The sequence below is a fragment of the Arthrobacter sp. P4_F11 genome, assembly GCF_056401395.1.
The window spans coordinates 97,511-117,898 of record NZ_JBFUJK010000010.1; the positions used below are offsets into that span (position 1 = coordinate 97,511).

Here is a 20,388-nt window from a genome sequence, read left to right on the forward strand (position 1 = left end):
TATGTGGACAACACCCTGGCCGGAACCTTTCGCGGAACCTTCACCGGATCCGGGTGACGGCGGCACCGCCGTCGTCCGAGGGGGCGTCAGTCAGCCGGGGAACGAGGGGTCGATGGGGCCCTTGAGCTGCGGTGACCAGCCGTTGCCCAGCCGCTGGAAGATCCCTTCCGCGGACTGGCCGTAAATCTCGGCCGGTCCGTTGCCTGCGCTGAGGGCCGTCAGCCCGGGCCACGGCGCCAGCTGCTGCGGCTGCGCAGTGGTCAGCGACAACAGCTCGGGGGTGACGGCATCGCTGGCGGAGGCCTTCATGACCGCGACGGTGGTGTCATCCACCCAGACCCCTTGGTCCGGATCCCGGGGGGTCAGGAGGGTCAGGGGCACGGTCAGGTCCCTCGGGGTGCCGTCCGCGTTCCGGATGATCCCGGTGATCTGGACCTTGCTCTTGCCGTTCTGCTGCGAAATGACGAGGGCCCGTGTGCCGTCCCGGGAAATCCGGAACTCCTTCACCGTCCGGCCCGAGAGCCATCCCGGCGACAGGGTCACGGTGGGTACGCTGGCGTTCGCCGCCACACCGACCGGCCGGTAAGCCACCACCTCGGTGGCGCCGCCGGCACCCGGCCCGGCGGTCCAGACCCAGTCATAGCGGCCGAACGAAGGCCGGGACAGCGCTGCCCGCGTTGTCAGTGCCCTGGCGGGCTGGCCCGGAACGATCGAGTACAGCGTGGTGCGGGCGGCGTTGAGGAACGCGGCCGCCTGCGACTCGGTGGACTCCGCGGGCGCCCGGGGCGAGAGGGCTGCGACGGACCGGACGTCCGGGAGCGGTGAAATCCTGTTGTTTTCGTACCGGACCAGGTCATTGTTGCTGACGGCGATCTGGTAAGCGGGGACGCTTTCGTCCTGGACCGGAGGCAGCACCGTGCCGTTGTCCTCGACGCGCACGAGGTCCTGATTGGCCCGGAGCTCAACGTTGATCACATCCGGCTGGCTGCGGAACGTCAGGGCAAGCTGCGTCTGCATCCGCAGCCGGTCCTCATTGGAGGCCTCGACCAGGTCCTTGGCGGTGAGATCCACCTGAGCGGCGCCGGATACCACGGGCACTGATTCGCGGGCCAGCTTGATGCCTGAAGGGAACGCGCTGACGACGGCGCCCTTGAGATAGGGGGCGGGTCCGCCCAGGAGTGCGCTCGTCATGGCTTTGACGGTCTTCTTGCGGATGAACCACCGGACGTCGGGCACCGCGTAGGTGAACGTGGGGTCGTAGAAGTAGATCGGGTACGCGCCGTAAATGACCTTGAAGGTCTCTTCCGGAATGGCCGTGCCGTCCGGAAGATCGGAGATTCGCCACTCGCCGTCCACCTGGGTCACGGTGACGGGTATGTTTTCGGTGGTGCCGTCGGGAAGCTGCGTGGCCACGCCGTCGGCGTCCACCGAATAGGCGAGGTCGAGCTGGTAGTTGAAGACATTTTCGACGCCGGTGGCCACCACCGTGGCCTTGCGGAACACGAGCGCCCGCTGGTCCGGCTTCCACGTCACCGACGAACCCTGGGTGAGGTACTGCCGGGCCACGGCGTAGTCGTCCTCGTAGCCGCTGCCGGCGAGGTAGAAGTCTTCGATCACCGCTTCGGGTCCGGCGCCGGGACGCGGCGCGGCCGGAAAGAAGACCGGGGCGTTCGGGTTTCCCGCACTCTCGTCCGTGCTCTTGCCCACCGGCCCCGAGCGCGGAATCTGGGCGCACGAGGTCAACAGAAGCAGGATGAGCGCCAGCAGCGCAGCCCCCACGCGGGTAAACCTGCCCGAAACCCCACTCATGCCCTGCCCTCCGTCCCGGTCCCCCGGGGGCCGGCCGAGCCGCCGTCCGGGATAGCCCCGCCGGCGGCACCGCTGCCGCCGTCGTCAGAAAAGTCGTCATCGAGGCCTTCTGCGAATCCGTCCGCGGAACCCTCAACACCGGTCCCGCGGCCCGCGGTCCGGAGCGGGTCCAGCAACACCACGGTGCGCTGGCGGCCTGCCTCGGGGAGCCCGACATTGACCGGTTCGAGCTGGAGCGGGGACCTGGTGATCGGCTCGTCCCGGCGCAGGGGAAGGGTCAGGCGGAAGTTCGACCCTTGTCCCTTGCTCCCCCAGGCCTGCAGCCAGCCGTCGTGGAGCTTGGTGTCCTCGGCGGCAATGGACAGTCCCAGCCCGCTGCCGCCCGTGGTGCGGGCCCGGGCAGGATCGGCGCGCCAGAAGCGGTCGAAGACGCGCGCCGCCTCAGCCGGGGTCATGCCGATTCCGTGATCCCGTACGGCCACGGCCACGGCGGTGCCGCTGGCGGCCACGGAAACGTTGACCGGCCGGCCCTCGCCGTGTTCGAGGGCGTTCAGGATCAGGTTGCGCAGGATCCGGTCGATCCTGCGGTCGTCCATGTCGACAATGACGCTGCCGGCCGGGGCGTTGAGGGTGACGGCGGACCCGTATTCGGCCGCGACGGGCGCCACCCCCTCGATGACATGCGCGACAAGCTGGACGATGTCGGTAGGCTCGGCGTCCAGGGTGGCGGCGCCGGCGTCAAAGCGGGAGATTTCCAGCAGGTCTGCCAGGAGCGACTGGAAGCGTTCCACCTGGTTGTAGAGCAGCTCCGCGGAGCGCTTGTTGATGGGGTCGAAGTCCTCGCGGGCGTCATAAAGGACTTCGGCGGCCATGCGCACCGTGGTGAGCGGGGTGCGGAGTTCGTGGGAGACATCGGAGACGAACCGCTGCTGCATCTGGGACAGCGTGGCCAGCTGGGTGATTTGCTCCTGGAGGCTTGCGGCCATGTGGTTGAACGAGGCGCCCAGGCGGGCAACCTCGTCCTCGCCTTTGACCACCATGCGCTCCTGCAGCTGGCCGGCCGCGAGCTTCTCGGAGACGACGGCGGCATGGCTGACCGGGCTGACCACGTTGCGGGTCACATACCAGGCGACGCCGCCGATCATGAGCACCAGCAGCGCGCCGCCGGCCAGCAGGACATTCTGGATCTCGTCGAGGGTCTTCTGCGCCGTGTTGAGGTCGTAGATGAGGTAGAGCTCGTAGACGGTGCCGTTGAAGGTCACCTTGTTGCCGACGGCGATGCCGGGCCGGTCTTCGGTCCCTACCGGGAACTGGGTGGACGCCCAGTACTGGTCCTTGCCCGAGTCCTGCACAGCCTTGCGCAGGTCCGGGGGGATGACGCCGATGGTGAGTTGGTCCGAGGCCCGGGATTCAACCCAACGGTTGCGGGGTTTGGTCTGCTCCGGCATGGCCTCGAAGACGTAGCGCCGCTGGATCACGGATCCGCGGCCTTCGACCGCGTTCAGGGTGTCATAGACCAGGGTGATGACGCTGGACTGGTCGGTGACCTGGGCGCCGTCGAACGTGTCCTGGACCTGCTTGACGTTGTAGCGCGTCTCCGATTCAGCCTGGGCGAGCCGTTCCTGGAACAGGTTGTTTGCGATCTGGTTGGACAGGTAGGCGCCCACCACCGCGAACGAGCCCATGGCCAGCATCAGCGTGGTCAGGACCGTCCGGAACTGCAGCGAACGCCGCCACTTCCGCTGTACCGCCCGGAGCAGATACAGGATGCCGGGCCACAGGCGCTGCATCCCGGTGCGGACCAGCCGGGCGACCCGGACGCCAACGATCCTCGCGCGTTTGGCCCACAAGCGGGTCCGGAAGGCCAGACGCCGCCAATGGCCCGGCCCGCCGCGGGGCGTTTCGGGCGCACGGGGCATGGACGTCTCTGGCGATGACGCCGCGGATGACTCGGCCGGCGGCGCCGTGTCCGTTGCTATGGACTGCCGGACACTGCGGTCCGCAGGCTCAGGAACCTGCTTTATAGCCGACACCACGGACCGTCAATACAACTTCGGGGGCTTCCGGGTCACGTTCGATCTTGGACCTCAACCGCTGGACATGGACATTGACCAGGCGGGTGTCGGCGGCGTGCCGGTAGCCCCAGACCTGCTCCAGGAGCAGTTCGCGCGTGAACACCTGCCACGGCTTGCGGGCCAGGGCGACGAGGAGGTCGAATTCCAGCGGCGTCAGGGAGATCCGGTCGTTGCCGCGGCTGACCAGGTGGCCGGCCACGTCGATCGTGACATCGGCGATCCGCAAGGTTTCCGGTGCCTTCTGGTCACCCGGGCGGAGCCTGGCCCGGACCCGGGCGACGAGCTCGGCGGGTTTGAACGGCTTGGGCACATAGTCATCGGCACCGGACTCGAGGCCGCGGACCACATCCGAGGTATCCGCCTTGGCCGTGAGCATCACGATCGGGACGTCGGACTCGGCACGGACCTGGCGGCAGACCTCAATGCCGTCCATCCCCGGAAGCATGAGGTCGAGCAGGACGAGGTCCGGCTTGGAGGAGCGGAACACGTCCAGCGCCTGTGCGCCGTCCGCGCAGAAGACGGGTTCGAAGCCGTCATTGCGCAGCACAATACCGATCATCTCGGCCAGAGCCTCGTCATCATCCACTACCAGAATGCGTGCCTTCATAATTATATATTCCCCCATTGAATTGGCTTTGTCGTATCGGGCGGCCCACCGGCATAGTGCAACCGGGCCCGCCACCGCCGCCGGAACCCCGCCGGAACCGCGCCGATGCATGGGACGCTGTGACAATTGCCGCGTTGTCCTGCATGCTGTGGACAGGCCCAGTGAACCGGCCCGGACCGCAGGAGGAACCCGTGAACACCCCGATCTACCAGCGAGCCCTGGGCAGCGACTTTGCCCGACTGCAGCCGGAGCTTCAAGAATACTTTGCTTTGGCACCGGGTTCCGGCCACTACGGCGTCGGCGAGGGGGTGTTCGACGTCGTCGGCTGCCGGCAGGCCTGGCTGCGTCCCCTGCTGCGGCTCACCACCGGCGAGCAGGCCTTCTTCCCCGAGTACGGCGAGGGCGTCCGCTTCCGGATCGAGAACCACGCCCACCTGGACCCGTTCGGCAGGTCCAGCCTGACGGCCCGCCGGGAAATCTTCTTCCCGGGCACCACCCGGCTGTTCCAGGACACGACCAGCTTTGATGACGGCGGGAGTGATAACGGCGGGCGTGGGCCCGGGCTCGTGGATTACGTGGGCCGGTACCGGCGGCTCGTCACCGACCTCAATCTCAGCGTCACACCGGAGGGCCGGCTGCGCGGCGTGTCGGAGGTGTCGCGGCTGTTCGTGGGACCGCTCCGGATTCCGCTGCCGGCGGCCCTCGACGCCAAGGCCTACGCCGAGCAGTGGTGGGAGCCGCAGGACGGCGGCAGGCACCGGATCCAGGTCAAGGTGATCCAGCCCCAGCTCGGGCTGGTGCTGGTCTACGCCGGCCATTTCGACTACCGGCTCGAGCCCTACCCCGGCGGTATTGCGGCGCCGGGCTACCTGCCAGGTCACGCCCGACCGGACGCCTGGGAAAGCAGGGTCTGACCGGGGCCAGCAGGGGCACAGCGGACCCGGTTGCGCCCCGGGCCGCCGGCGGCCGAAGGTGCCGCGCTAGCCGAGGGCGAGCTGGTTGAGCCCGTCCGCCACCTGGGTCAGCCGCGTCAGGACCGCCGCTGCAGTGGCGGGTGAGTGCCGCGCCAGGCCCTCCGACGGCGTGACCCGGAGCGCCCCCAGCGTGGACGCGGGCAGACCCAGCTGCCGCCATGGGCGCCAGACGTTTTCCACGACGTCGCGGACCCTTGGCAGTGACGCGGCAGGATCAGCCACGTCCAGCGCGCCGGCCCAGAGCCGCTTGCCGGCCTCCACCGCGCCCGCGAGTTGTTCCCACTGGCGCGAGGTCAGGGCCCGAAGCGGCACGGCGATTCCATCCGCGCCTGCCGCCAGGATCCGCTCGAACGGCGCCTCGACCTCGGAGACGGCCACAACGGTCTCGACGGCGCCCGCGGCCCGGAGCGCGTCGATCACCAATTGCCAGGACTCGGTCACTTCCCGGCCCGGCACTGAACGCAGGGTCCGGTAACCGCTGGCGGTGGGAATGGTGCCGGCCAGCACCGACGCAATTTCAGGTTCATCGATCTGGACGACGATCCGGGCACCGGGGGCAGCCGCCGCCACCCGCTTGAGGTAGCCTTCCACGCCCGCTGCGAGCGAATCCGCGATGTCCCTGCGGGCACCGTAGTCGATCAGGGCCCGCTCGCCGTTGTGCAGGTGCAGCCCGGCGGCAAGGCTGAGCGGCCCGCGCAGCTGGATCTTGATATCGTCCGACGGTACTTCCTCGACGCCGATCACGTCCGCCAGGATGTTGATGTCGGTGGACAGGGCCGACTTGGCCCGCTGCAGGTCCTTGCCGGGCCGGTCCACGAACCGCCATCCATGCGGCTGGACGTCGACGGCGAGTTCGACGAGCAAAGAGGCAGTCCGGCCCAGGGAATCGGAGCCGACGCCGCGATCGGGAAGCTCGGCGAGGAACGGCAGGTGCGGGCTGCCCAGTTCACCGCGGATGATGCGGGCGGCTTCGGCCGGGTCCTCGCCCGGCCAGGGGCCAAGGGCGGTCGCGGTCACCTGGCCCGGTGCGGGCGCGTCTGGTGCTGCCATGGCTAGGCGTCTGCGGCGCGGGCGGCGTCCGCGGAGCCGGAGGCCTGGGCGGCCTGGTGGTCCTCGGCGATGGCCTCGTGGTGGCGGATGACCTCGCCGATGATGAAGTTCAGGAATTTCTCCGCGAAGGCCGGGTCCAGGTGGGCTTCGGCGGCGAGGTGCCGCAGCCGGGCGATCTGCGCCGTTTCACGGCCCGGGTCTCCGGCGGGAAGGTGGTGCGCGGCCTTGAGGAAGCCGACCTTCTGGGTGGCTTTGAAGCGTTCGGCGAGGAGGAAGACCAGGGTGGCATCGATGTTGTCGATGCTGGAGCGGATTGACAGCAGCTCCGCCATGACCGCGGGATCCACGGAACCGGCCAGGGAGCTTGCCGCCGGGTCGTAGGAATCGGCTTCGGGAAGGGTGGGGTTCTGCTCGGTCATTGACCCAGTCTAGGGGTTCGGCGGCGAATGCCTCCCGCTGTTAAGCACCGTTGCAGGCGCCCGCGGAGACACTAATGGGCATGCACACCGTTCATGGTGAACGGTGGGCATGCCCATTGGCTGTGGCCCTGCCGGAGCCCGGGCCGGCGCAGGATCGGGCCGCGCCGGATCGGGCAGGTGCCCGGTTCCGGCGGTTAGCTGTGGAGCACGGCCTTGAACGCCTCGCGGCGCCTGGCCTGTTCGTCGGGATCCGGAACGGGCAGGGATGCGATGAGTTTCTTCGTGTAGTCGTGCTGCGGGTTGCCCATCACCTGGTTGCCGAGGCCCTGCTCCACCATCTTGCCCTTGTAGAGCACGCCGACCCAGTGGGAGAGCATGTCCACCACGGCGAGGTCGTGGCTGATGAACAGGCACGCGAAGCCGAACTCCTGCTGGATCTCCTTGAACAGCTCCAGCACAACGGCCTGCACGGACACGTCCAGGGCCGAGGTCGGCTCATCGGCGATGAGCAGCTTCGGGTTCAGGATGAGCGCCCGCGCCAGCGAGGCGCGCTGGCGCTGCCCGCCGGAGAGTTCGTGCGGGAACCGGTCAGCGTACGACGCCGGCAGCTGCACGGACTCGAGCAGTTCACCGACCTTCTTGCGTGCCTCGGCCGCGGTCGGGTTGGAGTGGATGATCAGCGGTTCCGCCACGCAGTCGCCGATGGTCAGCTGCGGGTTGAAAGAGGCCGCCGGGTCCTGGAACACGAAGCCGATCTCCTTGCGGAGCGGCTTGAAGGTGCGCTCCTTGAAGTTCAGCATCTCGTAGCCCAGCACATTCAGGCTGCCGCCCGTGGTGCGGTTCAGGCCGGCGATTGCCCGGCCGATGGTGGTTTTGCCGGAGCCGGACTCCCCCACGAGGCCGAAGACTTCGCCTTCGGACACGGTGAAGCTGACGCCGTCGACGGCCTTGAACGCCGGGCTGCCGAGCCGCCCCGGATACTCGATGGTCAGGTTCTTTGCCTCGACCAGCACCTTGCCGCCCTGGTGGGCGCGTTCGACCATGCCCTCCGAGGCGGAGTTGCGGCCCAGGTGCGGGACGGCGGCGAGGAGCTTCTTGGTGTAGTCCTCCCTGGGCTCGGCGAACAGCACCCTTGAGGACGCCTCCTCCACGACGTCGCCCTGGTACATGACCACGACGCGGTCGGCGAGGTCGGCGACGACGCCCATGTTGTGCGTAATCAGCACGATGGAGGTCCCGTAGTTGTCGCGCAGGTCCCGCAGCAGTTCAAGGATCTCGGCCTGCACGGTGACATCCAGGGCGGTCGTGGGCTCGTCGGCCACGATGAGGCCAGGGTTCAGGGCCAGCGCGGCGGCAATCACGACGCGCTGTTTCTGGCCCCCCGAGAACTGGTGCGGATAGTAGTTGACCCGAGTTTCCGGGTCCGGGATGCCAACTTTGCGGAGGGCGTCAATTGCCCGCGCCTTGGCCTCCTTGGCCGAGACCTTGCTGCGGCCGCCGCTGCCGGCGTGTGCGCGGATGCCCTCGGCAATCTGCCACCCCACGGTGAAGACCGGGTTGAGGGCGGTGGATGGCTCCTGGAACACCATGGCCACGTCGCGGCCCCTGATCTCCCGCAGCTTGGCTTCGCTGACGCTGATGACGTTGTTGCCGTTGATCAGGACAGCGCCTTGGCTGATGGCCGTCTCCGGCAGCAGTCCCAGGATGGTCTTGGCGGTCACGGTCTTGCCGGATCCCGACTCGCCAACGATGGCGACGACCTCGCCGGGGTTGACCTGGAGGCTCACGTCCTTGACGGCATACACATCCCCGGCGTCGGTGGCGAAGGTGACTTTGAGCCGGTCGATGTCAAGGACCGGGCCTGCGCCTGCGCCGGGCTTGTCGATGTTGGTGGTCATAGAACTCTCGATTCTGCTTCGAGTGCAGCCTGGGTGCCGGCGGTGGAGTCTGGTCCGCCCTTGCCTGCCACGGCCTTCTTGCGGCCCCGCAGGCGGGGATCGTTGAGGTCGTTGATGCTCTCACCGACGAGGGTCAGCCCAAGCACGGTCAGGACGATCGCCGTACCGGGGTAGACACCGGTCCACCAGATGCCCGAGGAGGCATCTGCAATGGCCTTGTTCAGGTCATAGCCCCACTCGGCGGCGGAGGTGGGTTCGATGCCGAACCCCAGGAAGCCGAGGCCCGCCAGGGTCAGGATTGCCTCGGACGCGTTCAGCGTAAAAATCAGCGGCAGCGTGCGGGTTGCGTTCTTGAAGATGTGCCGGCCCATGATGCGGATGCTGGAGGCACCCACCACTTTGGCTGATTCGACGTACGGCTCCGCCTTCAGCCGGATGGTTTCGGCACGGATAACCCGGAAGTACTGCGGGACGAACACCACCGAGATGGAGATGGAGCAGGCGACAATGCCTCCCCAGAAACTGGACTGCCCGTGGCTGATGACGATTGACATCACGATGGCCAGGAGCAGTGACGGGAAAGCATAGATCGCATCGGCGATCACCACGAACACCCGGTCCAGCCAGCCGCCGAAGTAGCCGCTGACGAGGCCGAGGGCTACACCGAGGAAGATCGACATCGCGACGGCCACGATGATCACCACGGCGGCCGTCTGGGCACCCCAGAGCACCCGGGAGTAGACGTCATAGCCACCAACCGTGGTGCCCCAGATGTGGGCCGGGCTGGGGGGCTGCTGTGTCGGGAAGGGACCGGCGGCGTCGCTGAGCTGGGCAAACCCGTAGGGCGCGATCCACGGCGCAAACACGGCGACGAGCAGGAAGAGGGCGGCCAGCACCATGCCCGTGACGAGCATGCCGCGTTGCAGCCCGACGCTCGAGCGGAAATGCGAGATCACCGGCAGCCGGTAGATGAGGGGCTGCTTGCGCCCGCTTACTTTGGTTGCATTCATGGCTAGTACCTCACTCGCGGGTCGATCAGGGCTGCGACGACGTCCACGATGAAGTTCGTGACGGCAACGATGACCGCCAGCATCACGACGATTCCCTGGACGGCGACGAAGTCGCGGGCGTTCAGGTATTGCACCAGCTGGTAGCCGAGGCCCTTCCACTCGAAGGTGGACTCCGTGAGGACGGCGCCGCCGAGCAGGAGGGCAATCTGGAGCCCCATGACAGTGATGATCGGGATGAGGGCAGGCTTGTAGGCATGCTTGGTCACGAGCCGGTAATTACTGACGCCACGGGACCTGCCGGCCTCGACGTAATCCTTGCCGAGAGTGCCGATGACGTTGGTGCGGACCAGCCGCAGGAAGACCCCTGCCGTCAGAAGCCCGAGGGTGAGTGCGGGGAGGACGGAATGGGCCGCGACATCGCCGAACGCGGCCATGTTGCCGCTGCGCAAGGCATCGAGCCAGTAGATCCCGGTCGGTGCGGCCAGGCTTCCCATGGCCAGTTCGGTCCTGGTGGAGGCCCGTCCTGCGACGGGCAGCCAGCCCAGCCAGACGGAGAAGGCCAGCTTCATCAGCAGGCCGGCGAAGAACACCGGGGTCGCGTAGCAGAGGATGGCGAAGAACCGCAGGAATGCGTCCGGCGCCTTGTCGCGCCGGTAGGCGGCGATCAGCCCGAGCGGGATGCCGACCAACAGCGCCACGATGAGGGCATTGATGGCCAGTTCCAGGGTTGCCGTGCCAAACGTGATGATCATTTCGACCACAGGGCGGCGGTCGGTGATGGTGGTGCCGAAGTTGCCGGTCGCCACCTGGCCGACGTATTCGAGGTACTGCACGAGGATCGGGCGGTCGTAGCCGGCGTCGTGGATGCGCTGCGCGAGCGCCTCCGGCGGAAGCCTGCCGCCCTGGGCTGCAGTGATGGGGTCGCCGATGACCCGCATCAGGAAGAAGACCAAAGTCACCAGAATGAAAATGGTCGGAATGATCAGGAAGAACCGGATCAGGATGTAGGTCCCCAAGCCCCCACCCGAGGATTTTTTCTTGGACGGAAGAAGTCCGTCGGCGTCGTTTAGCGGCGCCTCAGTCAATGTTGTCATTGGTACCTAAGATTGTGCTGTCGCGGCCTTGGGCGGGCCGGCGTGAACTGCAGGATGCGGCAATGACCAGCAAAGGCGGGGCGCCTCGAGGGCGCCCCGCCTCGCAGGCTGGTCAGGACAGCAGGGCTGCAGCCTTACTTGGAAATAGTTCCCAAACGGAACTTGAAGGAGGCATCGAGGGTGGAATCGACACCCTTGACACCGCTGCCGGAAATGGCAACCTGCGCGCCCTGGAGCAACGGAAGCGTGGAGATGTCCTTGGCGAGGGCATTCTGCGCATCCTTGATCGTGGACTCGCGTTCAGTCTTATCGACGGTGGTGAGCTGCTTGCTGATCAGGTCGTTGACGGTGGGGTTGTTGTAGTGGTTCTTCAGGAAGCCGCCCTCCGGGAAGAACGGGGTCAGGTAGTTGTCGGCGTCACTGAAGTCGGGGAACCAGCCAAACTGGAACAGCGGGTATTCGTCGGCGCGGCTGGCCTTGCTGTAGGTGACCCATTCCGTGGACTGCAGGTTGACCTTGAACAAACCGGACTTCTCCAGCTGGTCCTTGATCATGGCGTACTCGTCGCCGGAGGACTTGCCGTAGTGGTCCGGGTTGTACTGAAGGTTCATCGAGACAGGGGTCGTCACACCGGCGTCGGCCAGGACCTTCTTGGCCTTGTCCAGGCTCGGCTTGCCGGCGTCGCCGTAAGCGTCCTTGAACGATTCGTTGGCGCCCAGGAAGCCGTTGGGAACGTTGGAGTACAGCGGCAGGTAGGTGCCCTTGTAGACCTGGTCCGCGATGGACTGCCGGTCAACGAGGTTCGCGATGGCCTGGCGGACGGCGAGCGCCTTGGCCGGATCGGCGTCGGCAGCCTTGGCACCGAACGGCATCGTGTCGAAGTTGAACGTGATGTAGCGGATTTCGCCGCCGGGGCCAACGTTGACCTTGACCTTGGAGTCCTTCTTCAGGTCATCGACGTCGGTGGCGCTCAGGCTGCGGTTCGCGACGTCGATGTTGCCCTGCTGGATGTCCAGCTTCATGTTGGTGGGGTCGGCGTAGTACTTGATCGTGGCGGCGTCGTTGGCCGGCTTGCCGAGAACCCCCTGGTAGTCAGGGAATGCCTTGAAGCTGACCAGCTCGTTCTTCTTGTACGTGTCGATCACGTACTGGCCGTAGAACGCCTTGGCCTTGACGATCGAGTCATCGTCAAGCAGTTTGTCGGCCGGGAAGACTTCATCGTCTACGATCGGCGCGGCGGGGCTGCTGAGGATCTGAGCGAAGGTCTGGTCGTTCGCCTGCTTCAGCTTGAAGACCACGGTGTTGGCATCGGGGGCGGTGATGCTTTCGATGTTGGTCAGCAGGCTTGCGGGACCGGCGGGATCGTTGATCTTGGTCTGCCGGTCGAAGGAGAACTTGACGTCCTTGGAGTCGAGCGTGTGGCCGTTGGCCCACTTGAGGCCCGGCTTGAGCTTGACCGTGTACTCGTTCGGCGAGGTGAAGGACGCGGACTCGGCCAGGTCCGGCACGGGATCTGCGCTGCCGGGCTTCGAGTTGAGGAGGAAGGAGTAGATCTGGTTCATCACCATGAACGAACCGTTGTCATACGCGCCCGCCGGATCCAAGGCAGTGACCTTGTCCGTGGTGCCGTAGGCGATCGGACCGCTTGCTGCGGCTGATGACCCGCCAGCGCCCCCGGTCGGCCCTGTGCAGGCCGTCAGTGCAAAGGCGGAAACCCCGGCCAGCGCGATGACGCTGTGCCAGGCCTTTTTGTTCATTGCCATCTGTGAACTTTCTGTTCGATGCGTTCTAGCGCAGCCCGAAGTGAAACGACTGACTCGTCGGGCGGCACGCTTTGCTGATTCCTAGATTCAACCAGACGATCATTCGGTGAAACGTTGCATTTTGTGAGTTGAGACACAAAATTTACACGATTCGAAGGTTTCTCTCATTTTCTGCAGGATTCCGCCCGGATCTTCGGCAGGGTCCTGCGCGTCCGGGCGCCGTGGACGGCCGGTAGTCGGACGACGACGGAGGGTACAGACGACGAAGGGCCCCGCCAACTGGCGGGACCCTTCGCTGGAGTCGGTGGGGCGGGCGGCTAGAGCGCGGCCCTCTGCAGCGAGCGCGCGGCATCGATCGTGGCCTGGCCGAGCACGCGGCTGCCCTGGTAGAGCACCACCGTCTGGCCGGGGGCCACGCCGCGCAGGGGCTCGGTGAGGGTGACCACAAGCTCGTTGTCCGCCATGTGTGCGCGGGCAGGGACGGGGTCGCCGTGGGCGCGGACCTGGGCGTAGCAGTCAAACTCTTCGCCGGTCGCCACCTCGGCGATGGGCAGCCCCGCCCAGGAGACCTTGATGCCTCGGATTTCGTCGATGGCGAGCAGGGCCTCCGGTCCCACCACCACCTTGTTCTCCTTGGGCCGGATCTCCAGCACGAACCTCGGCTTGCCGTCCGCGGCCGGGGTGCCGAGCTTCAGCCCGCGGCGCTGGCCCACGGTGAACGCGTTGGCGCCCGGGTGCTCGCCGACCTTCGCGCCGGATTCGTCCACGATGTCCCCCGTGGTCATTTCAATCTTCTCGGCGAGCCAGCCGGCGGTGTCGCCGTCGGGAATGAAACAGATGTCGTGGCTGTCCGGCTTGTTCGCCACGGAGAGGCCGCGGCGCTCCGCCTCCGCGCGGACCTCGGCCTTGGACGGCGTCTCGGCCAGCGGGAACATCGAGTGCTTGAGCTGTTCGTGGGTCAGCACCCCCAGCACATAGCTCTGGTCCTTGGCCCAGTCCGCAGCGCGGTGCAGTTCGGGATTGCCGTCCGCGTCCGTGATGACCTTCGCGTAGTGGCCGGTGCACACGGCATCGAAGCCCAGGGCGATGGCCTTCTCCAGCAGGGCGGCGAACTTGATCCGCTCGTTGCAGCGCATGCAGGGATTGGGGGTGCGGCCTGCGGCGTACTCATCGATGAAGTCCTGGACGACATCTTCCTTGAACCGTTCGGAAAAGTCCCAGACGTAGTACGGGATCCCGAGGATGTCGCACGCACGCCAGGCGTCGCGGGAGTCCTCGATCGTGCAGCAGCCGCGGCTGCCGGTTCGCAGGGTGCCCGGCATCCGGGACAGCGCGAGGTGGACGCCGACGACGTCGTGCCCCGCCTCGACGGCGCGGGCGGCGGCAACGGCGGAATCGACGCCGCCACTCATGGCTGCAAGAACTCGCATACTGGCTTTCTCTAGGGTTCGGGGTGTCACAGGCTCCGGGGCTGCTGTTCGCAGCTGCGGTGCTGCTGGGCTTTTACTGCTGGGCTACTGCCGGGCTTTCACTGCTGGGTTGAACCTGGGTTGAACCGCAGTGCTACTGCTGGCCCCTGGAAATAGCACAATGCCTGCCCCGCCATTCTATCGCCACGCCGAATCCTCCCCAAAAGGCCTTGACGGGACTGCCTCCCCCTTCTAGCGTCAGGACAAGCGGTTTTAGAGAACGGAAGCACGCCGACGCGGGAATCGAGCGGACATGACTGTCGGGAACATCGTGATCGTGGGCGGCGGGCTGGCCGGCGCCACCGCCGCCAAAACATTGAGGGCGGAGGGCTTCAGCGGTCCGATGGTGCTGGTGGCCGCCGAGTCCCACCAGCCGTACCTGCGCCCGCCGCTGTCCAAGGAGTACCTGCTGGGCAAGGCCGGCGACGACGCCCTGCCGGTGGTGCCCGAGGAGTGGTACGACGCGAACGACGTCGACCTCCGGCTCGGCGTCCAGGTCACGGCGCTGGACCCGGCTGCCCGGGCTGTGGTTCTGGATGACGGGCGACGGCTGGAGTACGGCTCACTCCTGCTTGCCACGGGAGCGCGGCCCAGGATCATCCCGCTGCCCGGCAGCGGGCTCGAGGGCGTCAGCACGTTCCGGACGGTCGAGGACAGCCGGCGTCTGCACGCCCGCCTTGCCGGCGGCGGTTTGCACGTGGTCATGGTCGGGTCCGGGTGGATCGGGATGGAACTGGCCGCTGCCGCCAGCACCTTTGGAAACACCGTCACCCTGATGGGGCTGGAGGACGTGCCGCTGGGCGCGGCGATTGGTCCGGACCTGGGCGGCTTCTTCCGCGAGCTGCACGAGGCCCACGGGGTTCAGTTCAGGCTTCCGGCGTCCGCTGCCGAGATTCAGGGGTTGTTTCGACGGGCGACGGCAGTGGTCACCGACTCGGGCGAGGTCCTGCCCGCCGACCTCGTGGTCATCGCCGTCGGCGTTGTGCCGGAGGTCGGGCTGGCCGACGCGGCCGGGCTCGGGATCCGCAACGGCATCCTCACCGACGCGTCGCTGCGGACCTCGGCGCCCGGGATCTTCGCCGCCGGCGACGTCGCCAACGCCCTGCACCCGTTCACCGGGGAACACCACCGCAGCGAGCACTGGTCCAATGCCCTGAATGGCGGCAAGGTGGCAGCCAAGGCGATGCTCGGCCTCGACGCCACGCTGGACACCATCCCGTACTTCTACACGGACCAGTACGACGTCAGCATGGAGTACTCGGGCTTCCCGACGCTCGTTGCCGGCCCGCCGGTCATCCGCGGCTCGCTTGCGGACAAGGAGTTCATTGCCTTCTGGCAGCGCGAAGGCCAGGTGATCGCCGGAATGAATGTCAACTGGCCCCGCGCCGCCAAGCCGCAGAAGGCGATCAAGGCGCTCATCAACGCCCGCACCGCCGTGAGCCCGGGCCTGCTTGCCGACTCCTCGGTGCCCCTGGATCAGCTGCTGGATCAGCTGCTGGATTAGCTCCTGGATTAGCTCCCTGCGGGGGCTTGACGGGCGGCCTCGCGCGCGACCGTTCCGGCGGTCTGGATGCTGGACTCGTGCCCGGCCATGCCGGCCTGGCGGGCCCGGGCGTAGGCGCCCGGCAACGCCGCGAGAAGGGCATCGACGTCGGCGTCGGTTGAGGAATGCCCGAGAGTAAAGCGCTGCGCCCCCCTCGCCGTGTCCTCGTCCAGGCCCATCGCCAGCAGCACATGGGAGGGCCTCGGAACACCTGCGGTGCAGGCGGAGCCCGTGGAGGATTCGACGCCGGCGAGGTCCAGCAGGAACAGCAGCGAGTCCCCTTCGCAGCCGGGGAACGTGAAATGCGCATTGCCGGGCAACCGCCCGGCGCCCGGGGCGCCCCGCAGGACGGCTTCGGGGACGGCCGCACGGACCCCCTCGATCAGCCGGTCGCGAAGGGCCGAGATTCTGGCAGCTTCCTCGGGGAGTTTCGCGGCAACGGCCTCGGCGGCCGCGGCAAACGCGGCGATCGAGGCCGTGTCCAGCGTCCCGGAGCGTACGTCGCGTTCCTGCCCGCCGCCATGCTGGACCGGGGTCAGCTTCACCGCCCGGCCCAGGATCAGCGCGCCCACGCCGACCGGTCCGCCGATCTTGTGCCCGGAGACGGACATGGCGTCCAGGCCCGTCCCGCGGAAGTCAACGGGCAGGGAGCCGAAGGCCTGGACGGCGTCGGAGTGGACGGGTACGTCGGCGGCGTGTGCCAGTTCCACAACCCGGGCGACGGGCTGGATGGTGCCGACCTCGTTGTTGGCCCACATGACGCTCACCAGTGCGATCGATCCCGGATCCCGGGACAGCTCGGCTTCGAGCACGGCCAGGTCCACGACGCCCGCGTCATCCACGGGGAGCCAGGACACGTCGGCGCCTTCATGCCGTTCGAGCCATTCGACGGTGTCCAGCACCGCGTGGTGTTCGACGGCGGAACAGAGGATGCGGGTCCGCGCCGGGTCCTCGGCACGGCGGGCCCAGTACAGGCCCTTGACCGCCAGGTTGTCCGCCTCGGTCCCGCCGGAGGTGAAGATGATCTCCGAGGGATGGGCGCCGGCGGCCGCCGCGAGTACTTCCCGCGCGTCCTCCACGGAGCGCCGGGCACGGCGGCCCGATCCATGCAGCGAGGACGGGTTGCCGGTCCGGGCCAGTTCGCGCGTCAGTGCGGCCAGCGCTTCCGGGGCGAGGGTGGTGGTGGCGGCGTGATCGAGGTAGACAGGCACAGCCCAATTCTACCTGCGCGCGCCCGGGCCGCCGCGGCGCCAGGGCGAAGGCACAGTGTCAGGGCAGAAGCAAAGTTGTCAGGGCGAAGGCACCGGCCTGAGGCACGGTGAAGGGCACGGTGAAGGGCACGGGGCTGGTGTACATTCAAGCGGTGAAAGCGCCACTCTGCCTTGTGCTGGCCACCTTGTTCTGGTCTGGCAATTTCGTCGTCGGACAGGCCGCCAGAGCCTCCATGACCCCGCTGGACCTGACCTTTTGGCGCTGGAGCCTGGCCGCCGTGCCGCTGCTGATCCTGGCCCACCTCATCGAACGGCCCGACTGGGGCGCGGTGCTGCGCCGCTGGCCCGTGCTTCTGCTGCTGAGTGTCCTGGGCATGAGCGGCTACACGCTGCTGCTCTACGGCGCGCTCGGATTCACGTCCGCGATGAACGCCTCGCTGGTGACGGCCGCAAACCCGGCCCTCATTGTGGTCATGGCGATCGTCCTGCTCGGTGAGAAGACCACACGGCTGGGCTGGCTCGGCATCTGCCTGGGCCTGCTGGGTGTGCTGCTGGTCCTGACCCAGGGCGAGCTGGCCCGCGTGGTCAGCCTCGCCATCAACACCGGTGAGCTCACGATGATCGGCGCGATCATCGTCTGGGGCTTCTACACCATCGTTGCCCGCCGGCTGGCCGTGCCGCCCATCGCGGCCACAGCGGTGCAGGTGGTGATCGCAGCCGTGACGCTGGCGCCGTTTGCCCTCGCCATGAACGTGCGGTTTCCCGACACCGCGGCCGAAGGCTGGTCGATGGCGTATATCGCCCTGTTCCCGTCCCTTGGTTCCTATCTCCTCTGGAATCTGGCGCTGAAAACCACCCCGTCCGGGACCGCCGGAAACTACCTCAACCTGATGGTGGTCTTCACCGCGATCATCACCGTGCTGCTCGGGACCCCGCTCACCCTCGTGCAGATCCTGGGCGGCCTCCTGGTGATCGCCGGCGTGCTGCTGACCGGAATCAAGGGCCAGGCCCGCAACGCCGGCCACCCCAGCGGCAGGGCCCAAGCCGGGCAGCCCGCCGCCGCGTCAGGCAGGCAGGCTCACGCAGGCAGCCCGGTCACGATGGAAGAATACGGGCACAGCACTGCCCGGGCCGCGCGCCGCCGTGCTCCCTGAGATCTTCAATGGCGAGCGCTTCGATCCGGCCCGGTTCGATCCCCAGGGCCGTTGAGGCCCCGCCGAGAAAAGCTCCGTTCATGGCACACACCACGTCTGCGTGCCCGGCGGCGAGGCGATGGAACGGGCAGTTCAGCAGCACCAGTCCCCCGCCGCCGTCGTCCGCCGGGCAGTAGCCCTGCCCCGCCAGGAAGTCCGCGAACGGGCCGGCGCCATCGGGGCTGCCGGCGGAGTCCGCAGGCCCCGCCCCGGTGGCCCCCGCCGGCTCGCGGCCGGCTGCGCGGGCTGCCGACTCACCCGCTGACTGCCCCCTGGCGCGGGCAGCCCGAAGCAGGGCCTCCCGCGGCGAACCGCCGCCGCTGGTTGCGTCCTCGATCGCGGACACCAGCAGCTCGGCGGCGAGATCATAGTGGCGGTCGGGCACCGAGGCCGCGACCTCACCCAAGGCGGCCCGGTACAGCTTGGCGGGCCGGCCGGACCCCGGGCCCTCCCGCCCTCCGAGCTTGCGGAACTCCACGGCCAGCAGCCCGTCTTTCACGAGCCGGTCCAGATGGAACGAGGCAGTGCTCCGCGCCAGGCCCACAGCCTGCGCGGCATCGTCCCGGCCAACGGCATCTGCCGCTGAGGCGACGAAATCAAACAGCCTCCTGCGGCTCTCGTCTCCCAGCGACGCGACCGCCGCCAGCCTGTGGTTCCACGGAAGCTTGGTCATGACACAAGAATATCTCTAAAAACAAGAATCATTGCTTAATCCCCGTGGGGCCCTCTAAAATCGAGATATCCACTTTTAGAAGGAGCGATGCCATGAAAGTTTCCCCAGCCCCCGCCACTCCCGCACAGCAGCTCACGGCGGACCGTCAGGCCTTCCTGCTGCTGCGGACCGTCTTTACCGTTGCGCCGATCCTGTTCGGCCTGGACAAGTTCACAAACCTCTTGACCGACTGGACGATGTATCTGGCGCCCGTGGTGACCCAGGTGGTCCCGCTGCCGGCCCAGACGATCATGTACATCGTTGGCGTGGTGGAAATCGTCGCCGGAGTGGCGGTGGCGCTGCGCCCGCGCTTCGGATCGGCGCTCGTGGCCGCCTGGCTGCTGGGCATCATCATCAACCTGATCATCCTCGGCGGCTTCTACGATGTCGCTCTGCGTGACTTCGGGCTGCTCGTGGGTGCCCTGGCACTGAACAGGCTGTCCCCGCGCAGGGCCGTGCCGGCCGCTACGCCAGGCAGCTAGGCCAAACGGCGGGTCCCGGCAGCGGAGCGAAGACGCCAGGCCACGCCACTACGCCAGGACGCAGACGGCCCGCGGAACGACCTCAATGGTCATCGGGAGCGCCCCGATCCGCTCGCCGTCGGCGTAGGCCACGATATTGCCGGCGGACAGTTCCACGGTGCGGACCCGGCGAAGCCGCACGGCGGGGTGGCCTACGTGCTTGCCGGCAAAGACCTTCGGGAACACGGCCAGCAGCCGGGTCCGGGACAGCCGGTTGACAATGAAGAGGTCCAGGTAGCCGTCATCAAGGGCGGCTCCCGGGACGATCCTCATCCCGCCGCCGATCGACTGGCCGTTGGCGACGGAAATCAGCATGGCGCCCTGCTGCCACTGCTCGCCGTCGGCCGTCACCGTGTAATCGATGGCCCGGAACGACGCCAGTTCCCGAAGCATGGCGAGCTGGTAGCGGATCTTGCCGCGCGGCCAGCGCCAGCCATTGGCCCGCTCATTGACGGCGGCATCGAACCCGGCCGAGACCACGCCCGCAAACAAACGGGAGGATCCTCCGGCGGTGATCCTGCCGGCGTCGATCATCCGGCCGCCGCCGGCCAAAGACTCCAGCGCCCGCTCGCAGGCCGCCGGGAGGTTGTGCAGCGGCAGGCCCAGCGCCCGGGCCGTGTCGTTGCCCGTCCCGGCGGGAATGATGCCCAGCGGAACCCGGCGGCGGGCACCGGCACCGGCACCTTCACCTGCTATCGCGTTAAGCCCGAGGTGGACCATGCCGTCGCCGCCCACGACCACGAGGGCATCCACGCCCGGCTCCAGCGCATCCTCAACTGCCTGCGCGAGCCCGGCATAACTGTCCGCGCACAGCAGCAGGACCTCCGCCCCGGCTGCACGGAAGTGCGCCGCCGCGTCCTTGCCGGCGTGCCGCGCCCGGCCAAAGGATGCGCGCGGGTTGACGGCGACGGCGATCAGCATGCGCTGAATTATGCCAGCCGGCGGGAACCATCCCTGTGCACGCAGTCGTTATTCCTCCAGCCGGTTAAACTGGGCACGCCGGACGCCCACGAACGGTCCGGCATTCCTCCCGCCGGCAC

The 20,388-nt window shown here is 67.5% G+C and carries 17 protein-coding genes; 4 read left to right on the plus strand and 13 right to left on the minus strand.

The window, feature by feature from the left end:
- Positions 1 to 90 precede the first annotated feature (90 nt).
- The 3 genes from AC1DRO_RS12850 to mtrA all read right to left on the minus strand — a co-directional run bounded on the left by AC1DRO_RS12850 (position 91) and on the right by mtrA (position 4,491).
- Positions 91 to 1,809, minus strand: coding sequence for an LpqB family beta-propeller domain-containing protein (locus tag AC1DRO_RS12850; RefSeq protein ID WP_476951090.1), 1,719 nt, complete (start codon positions 1,807 to 1,809; stop codon positions 91 to 93).
- Positions 1,806 to 3,728: an MtrAB system histidine kinase MtrB gene (mtrB, locus tag AC1DRO_RS12855; RefSeq protein WP_476951091.1), complete on the minus strand. Its 1,923-nt coding sequence runs from the start codon at positions 3,726 to 3,728 to the stop codon at positions 1,806 to 1,808. Before mtrB ends, AC1DRO_RS12850 begins: the two co-directional genes overlap by 4 nt.
- Positions 3,729 to 3,816: 88 nt before the next feature.
- Positions 3,817 to 4,491, minus strand: a complete 675-nt coding sequence (gene mtrA, locus AC1DRO_RS12860; protein WP_026538469.1) for an MtrAB system response regulator MtrA — start codon at positions 4,489 to 4,491, stop codon at positions 3,817 to 3,819.
- Positions 4,492 to 4,682: 191 nt separating this feature from the next.
- Between mtrA and AC1DRO_RS12865 the strand changes: the two genes are divergently transcribed.
- Complete coding sequence (locus tag AC1DRO_RS12865; protein WP_476951092.1) at positions 4,683 to 5,405, plus strand: DUF4166 domain-containing protein; 723 nt, start codon at positions 4,683 to 4,685, stop codon at positions 5,403 to 5,405.
- Positions 5,406 to 5,471: 66 nt separating this feature from the next.
- Here AC1DRO_RS12865 and AC1DRO_RS12870 read toward each other — a convergent pair whose 3' ends face one another.
- The 7 genes from AC1DRO_RS12870 to mnmA all read right to left on the minus strand — a co-directional run bounded on the left by AC1DRO_RS12870 (position 5,472) and on the right by mnmA (position 14,129).
- On the minus strand, positions 5,472 to 6,515 hold the full coding sequence (locus AC1DRO_RS12870; RefSeq protein WP_243181189.1) for a uroporphyrinogen decarboxylase/cobalamine-independent methonine synthase family protein: 1,044 nt from the start codon (positions 6,513 to 6,515) through the stop codon (positions 5,472 to 5,474).
- A 2-nt stretch (positions 6,516 to 6,517) separates the two neighbouring features.
- On the minus strand, positions 6,518 to 6,934 hold the full coding sequence (locus AC1DRO_RS12875; RefSeq protein WP_476951093.1) for a chorismate mutase: 417 nt from the start codon (positions 6,932 to 6,934) through the stop codon (positions 6,518 to 6,520).
- Between the two features lie 194 nt (positions 6,935 to 7,128).
- Positions 7,129 to 8,832: an ABC transporter ATP-binding protein gene (locus AC1DRO_RS12880; RefSeq protein WP_476951094.1), complete on the minus strand. Its 1,704-nt coding sequence runs from the start codon at positions 8,830 to 8,832 to the stop codon at positions 7,129 to 7,131.
- Positions 8,829 to 9,842 carry an ABC transporter permease gene (locus AC1DRO_RS12885; RefSeq protein WP_476951095.1) on the minus strand — a complete coding sequence of 338 codons (1,014 nt, stop codon included), beginning with the start codon at positions 9,840 to 9,842 and terminating at the stop codon, positions 8,829 to 8,831. Before AC1DRO_RS12885 ends, AC1DRO_RS12880 begins: the two co-directional genes overlap by 4 nt.
- 2 nt (positions 9,843 to 9,844) lie before the next feature.
- Positions 9,845 to 10,936, minus strand: coding sequence for an ABC transporter permease (locus AC1DRO_RS12890; protein ID WP_028275995.1), 1,092 nt, complete (start codon positions 10,934 to 10,936; stop codon positions 9,845 to 9,847).
- A 134-nt stretch (positions 10,937 to 11,070) separates the two neighbouring features.
- On the minus strand, positions 11,071 to 12,699 hold the full coding sequence (locus AC1DRO_RS12895) for an ABC transporter substrate-binding protein (protein WP_028275994.1): 1,629 nt from the start codon (positions 12,697 to 12,699) through the stop codon (positions 11,071 to 11,073).
- A 317-nt stretch (positions 12,700 to 13,016) separates the two neighbouring features.
- Positions 13,017 to 14,129, minus strand: coding sequence for a tRNA 2-thiouridine(34) synthase MnmA (mnmA, locus tag AC1DRO_RS12900; protein WP_243181186.1), 1,113 nt, complete (start codon positions 14,127 to 14,129; stop codon positions 13,017 to 13,019).
- A gap of 292 nt (positions 14,130 to 14,421) precedes the next feature.
- Here mnmA and AC1DRO_RS12905 point away from each other — a divergent pair, with 292 nt between their 5' ends.
- Positions 14,422 to 15,672, plus strand: coding sequence for an NAD(P)/FAD-dependent oxidoreductase (locus tag AC1DRO_RS12905; protein WP_476951096.1), 1,251 nt, complete (start codon positions 14,422 to 14,424; stop codon positions 15,670 to 15,672).
- Between the two features lie 8 nt (positions 15,673 to 15,680).
- Here AC1DRO_RS12905 and AC1DRO_RS12910 read toward each other — a convergent pair whose 3' ends face one another.
- Positions 15,681 to 16,922 (minus strand): cysteine desulfurase family protein, encoded by a 1,242-nt coding sequence (locus AC1DRO_RS12910; protein WP_476951097.1) that lies wholly within the window; start codon positions 16,920 to 16,922, stop codon positions 15,681 to 15,683.
- Positions 16,923 to 17,074: 152 nt separating this feature from the next.
- Between AC1DRO_RS12910 and AC1DRO_RS12915 the strand changes: the two genes are divergently transcribed.
- Positions 17,075 to 18,076, plus strand: a complete 1,002-nt coding sequence (locus AC1DRO_RS12915) for a DMT family transporter (protein WP_476951098.1) — start codon at positions 17,075 to 17,077, stop codon at positions 18,074 to 18,076.
- On the opposite strand, the gene AC1DRO_RS12920 is transcribed toward AC1DRO_RS12915, so the two are convergent.
- Positions 18,018 to 18,788: a helix-turn-helix transcriptional regulator gene (locus AC1DRO_RS12920; RefSeq protein ID WP_476951099.1), complete on the minus strand. Its 771-nt coding sequence runs from the start codon at positions 18,786 to 18,788 to the stop codon at positions 18,018 to 18,020. The genes AC1DRO_RS12915 and AC1DRO_RS12920 overlap by 59 nt on opposite strands.
- A 92-nt stretch (positions 18,789 to 18,880) precedes the next feature.
- Between AC1DRO_RS12920 and AC1DRO_RS12925 the strand changes: the two genes are divergently transcribed.
- Positions 18,881 to 19,309 carry a hypothetical protein gene (locus tag AC1DRO_RS12925; protein ID WP_243181181.1) on the plus strand — a complete coding sequence of 143 codons (429 nt, stop codon included), beginning with the start codon at positions 18,881 to 18,883 and terminating at the stop codon, positions 19,307 to 19,309.
- Between the two features lie 48 nt (positions 19,310 to 19,357).
- Here the strand turns inward: AC1DRO_RS12925 and AC1DRO_RS12930 are convergent, their stop codons facing one another.
- Positions 19,358 to 20,269 carry a diacylglycerol/lipid kinase family protein gene (locus tag AC1DRO_RS12930; protein WP_476951100.1) on the minus strand — a complete coding sequence of 304 codons (912 nt, stop codon included), beginning with the start codon at positions 20,267 to 20,269 and terminating at the stop codon, positions 19,358 to 19,360.
- Positions 20,270 to 20,388: the final 119 nt, after the last annotated feature.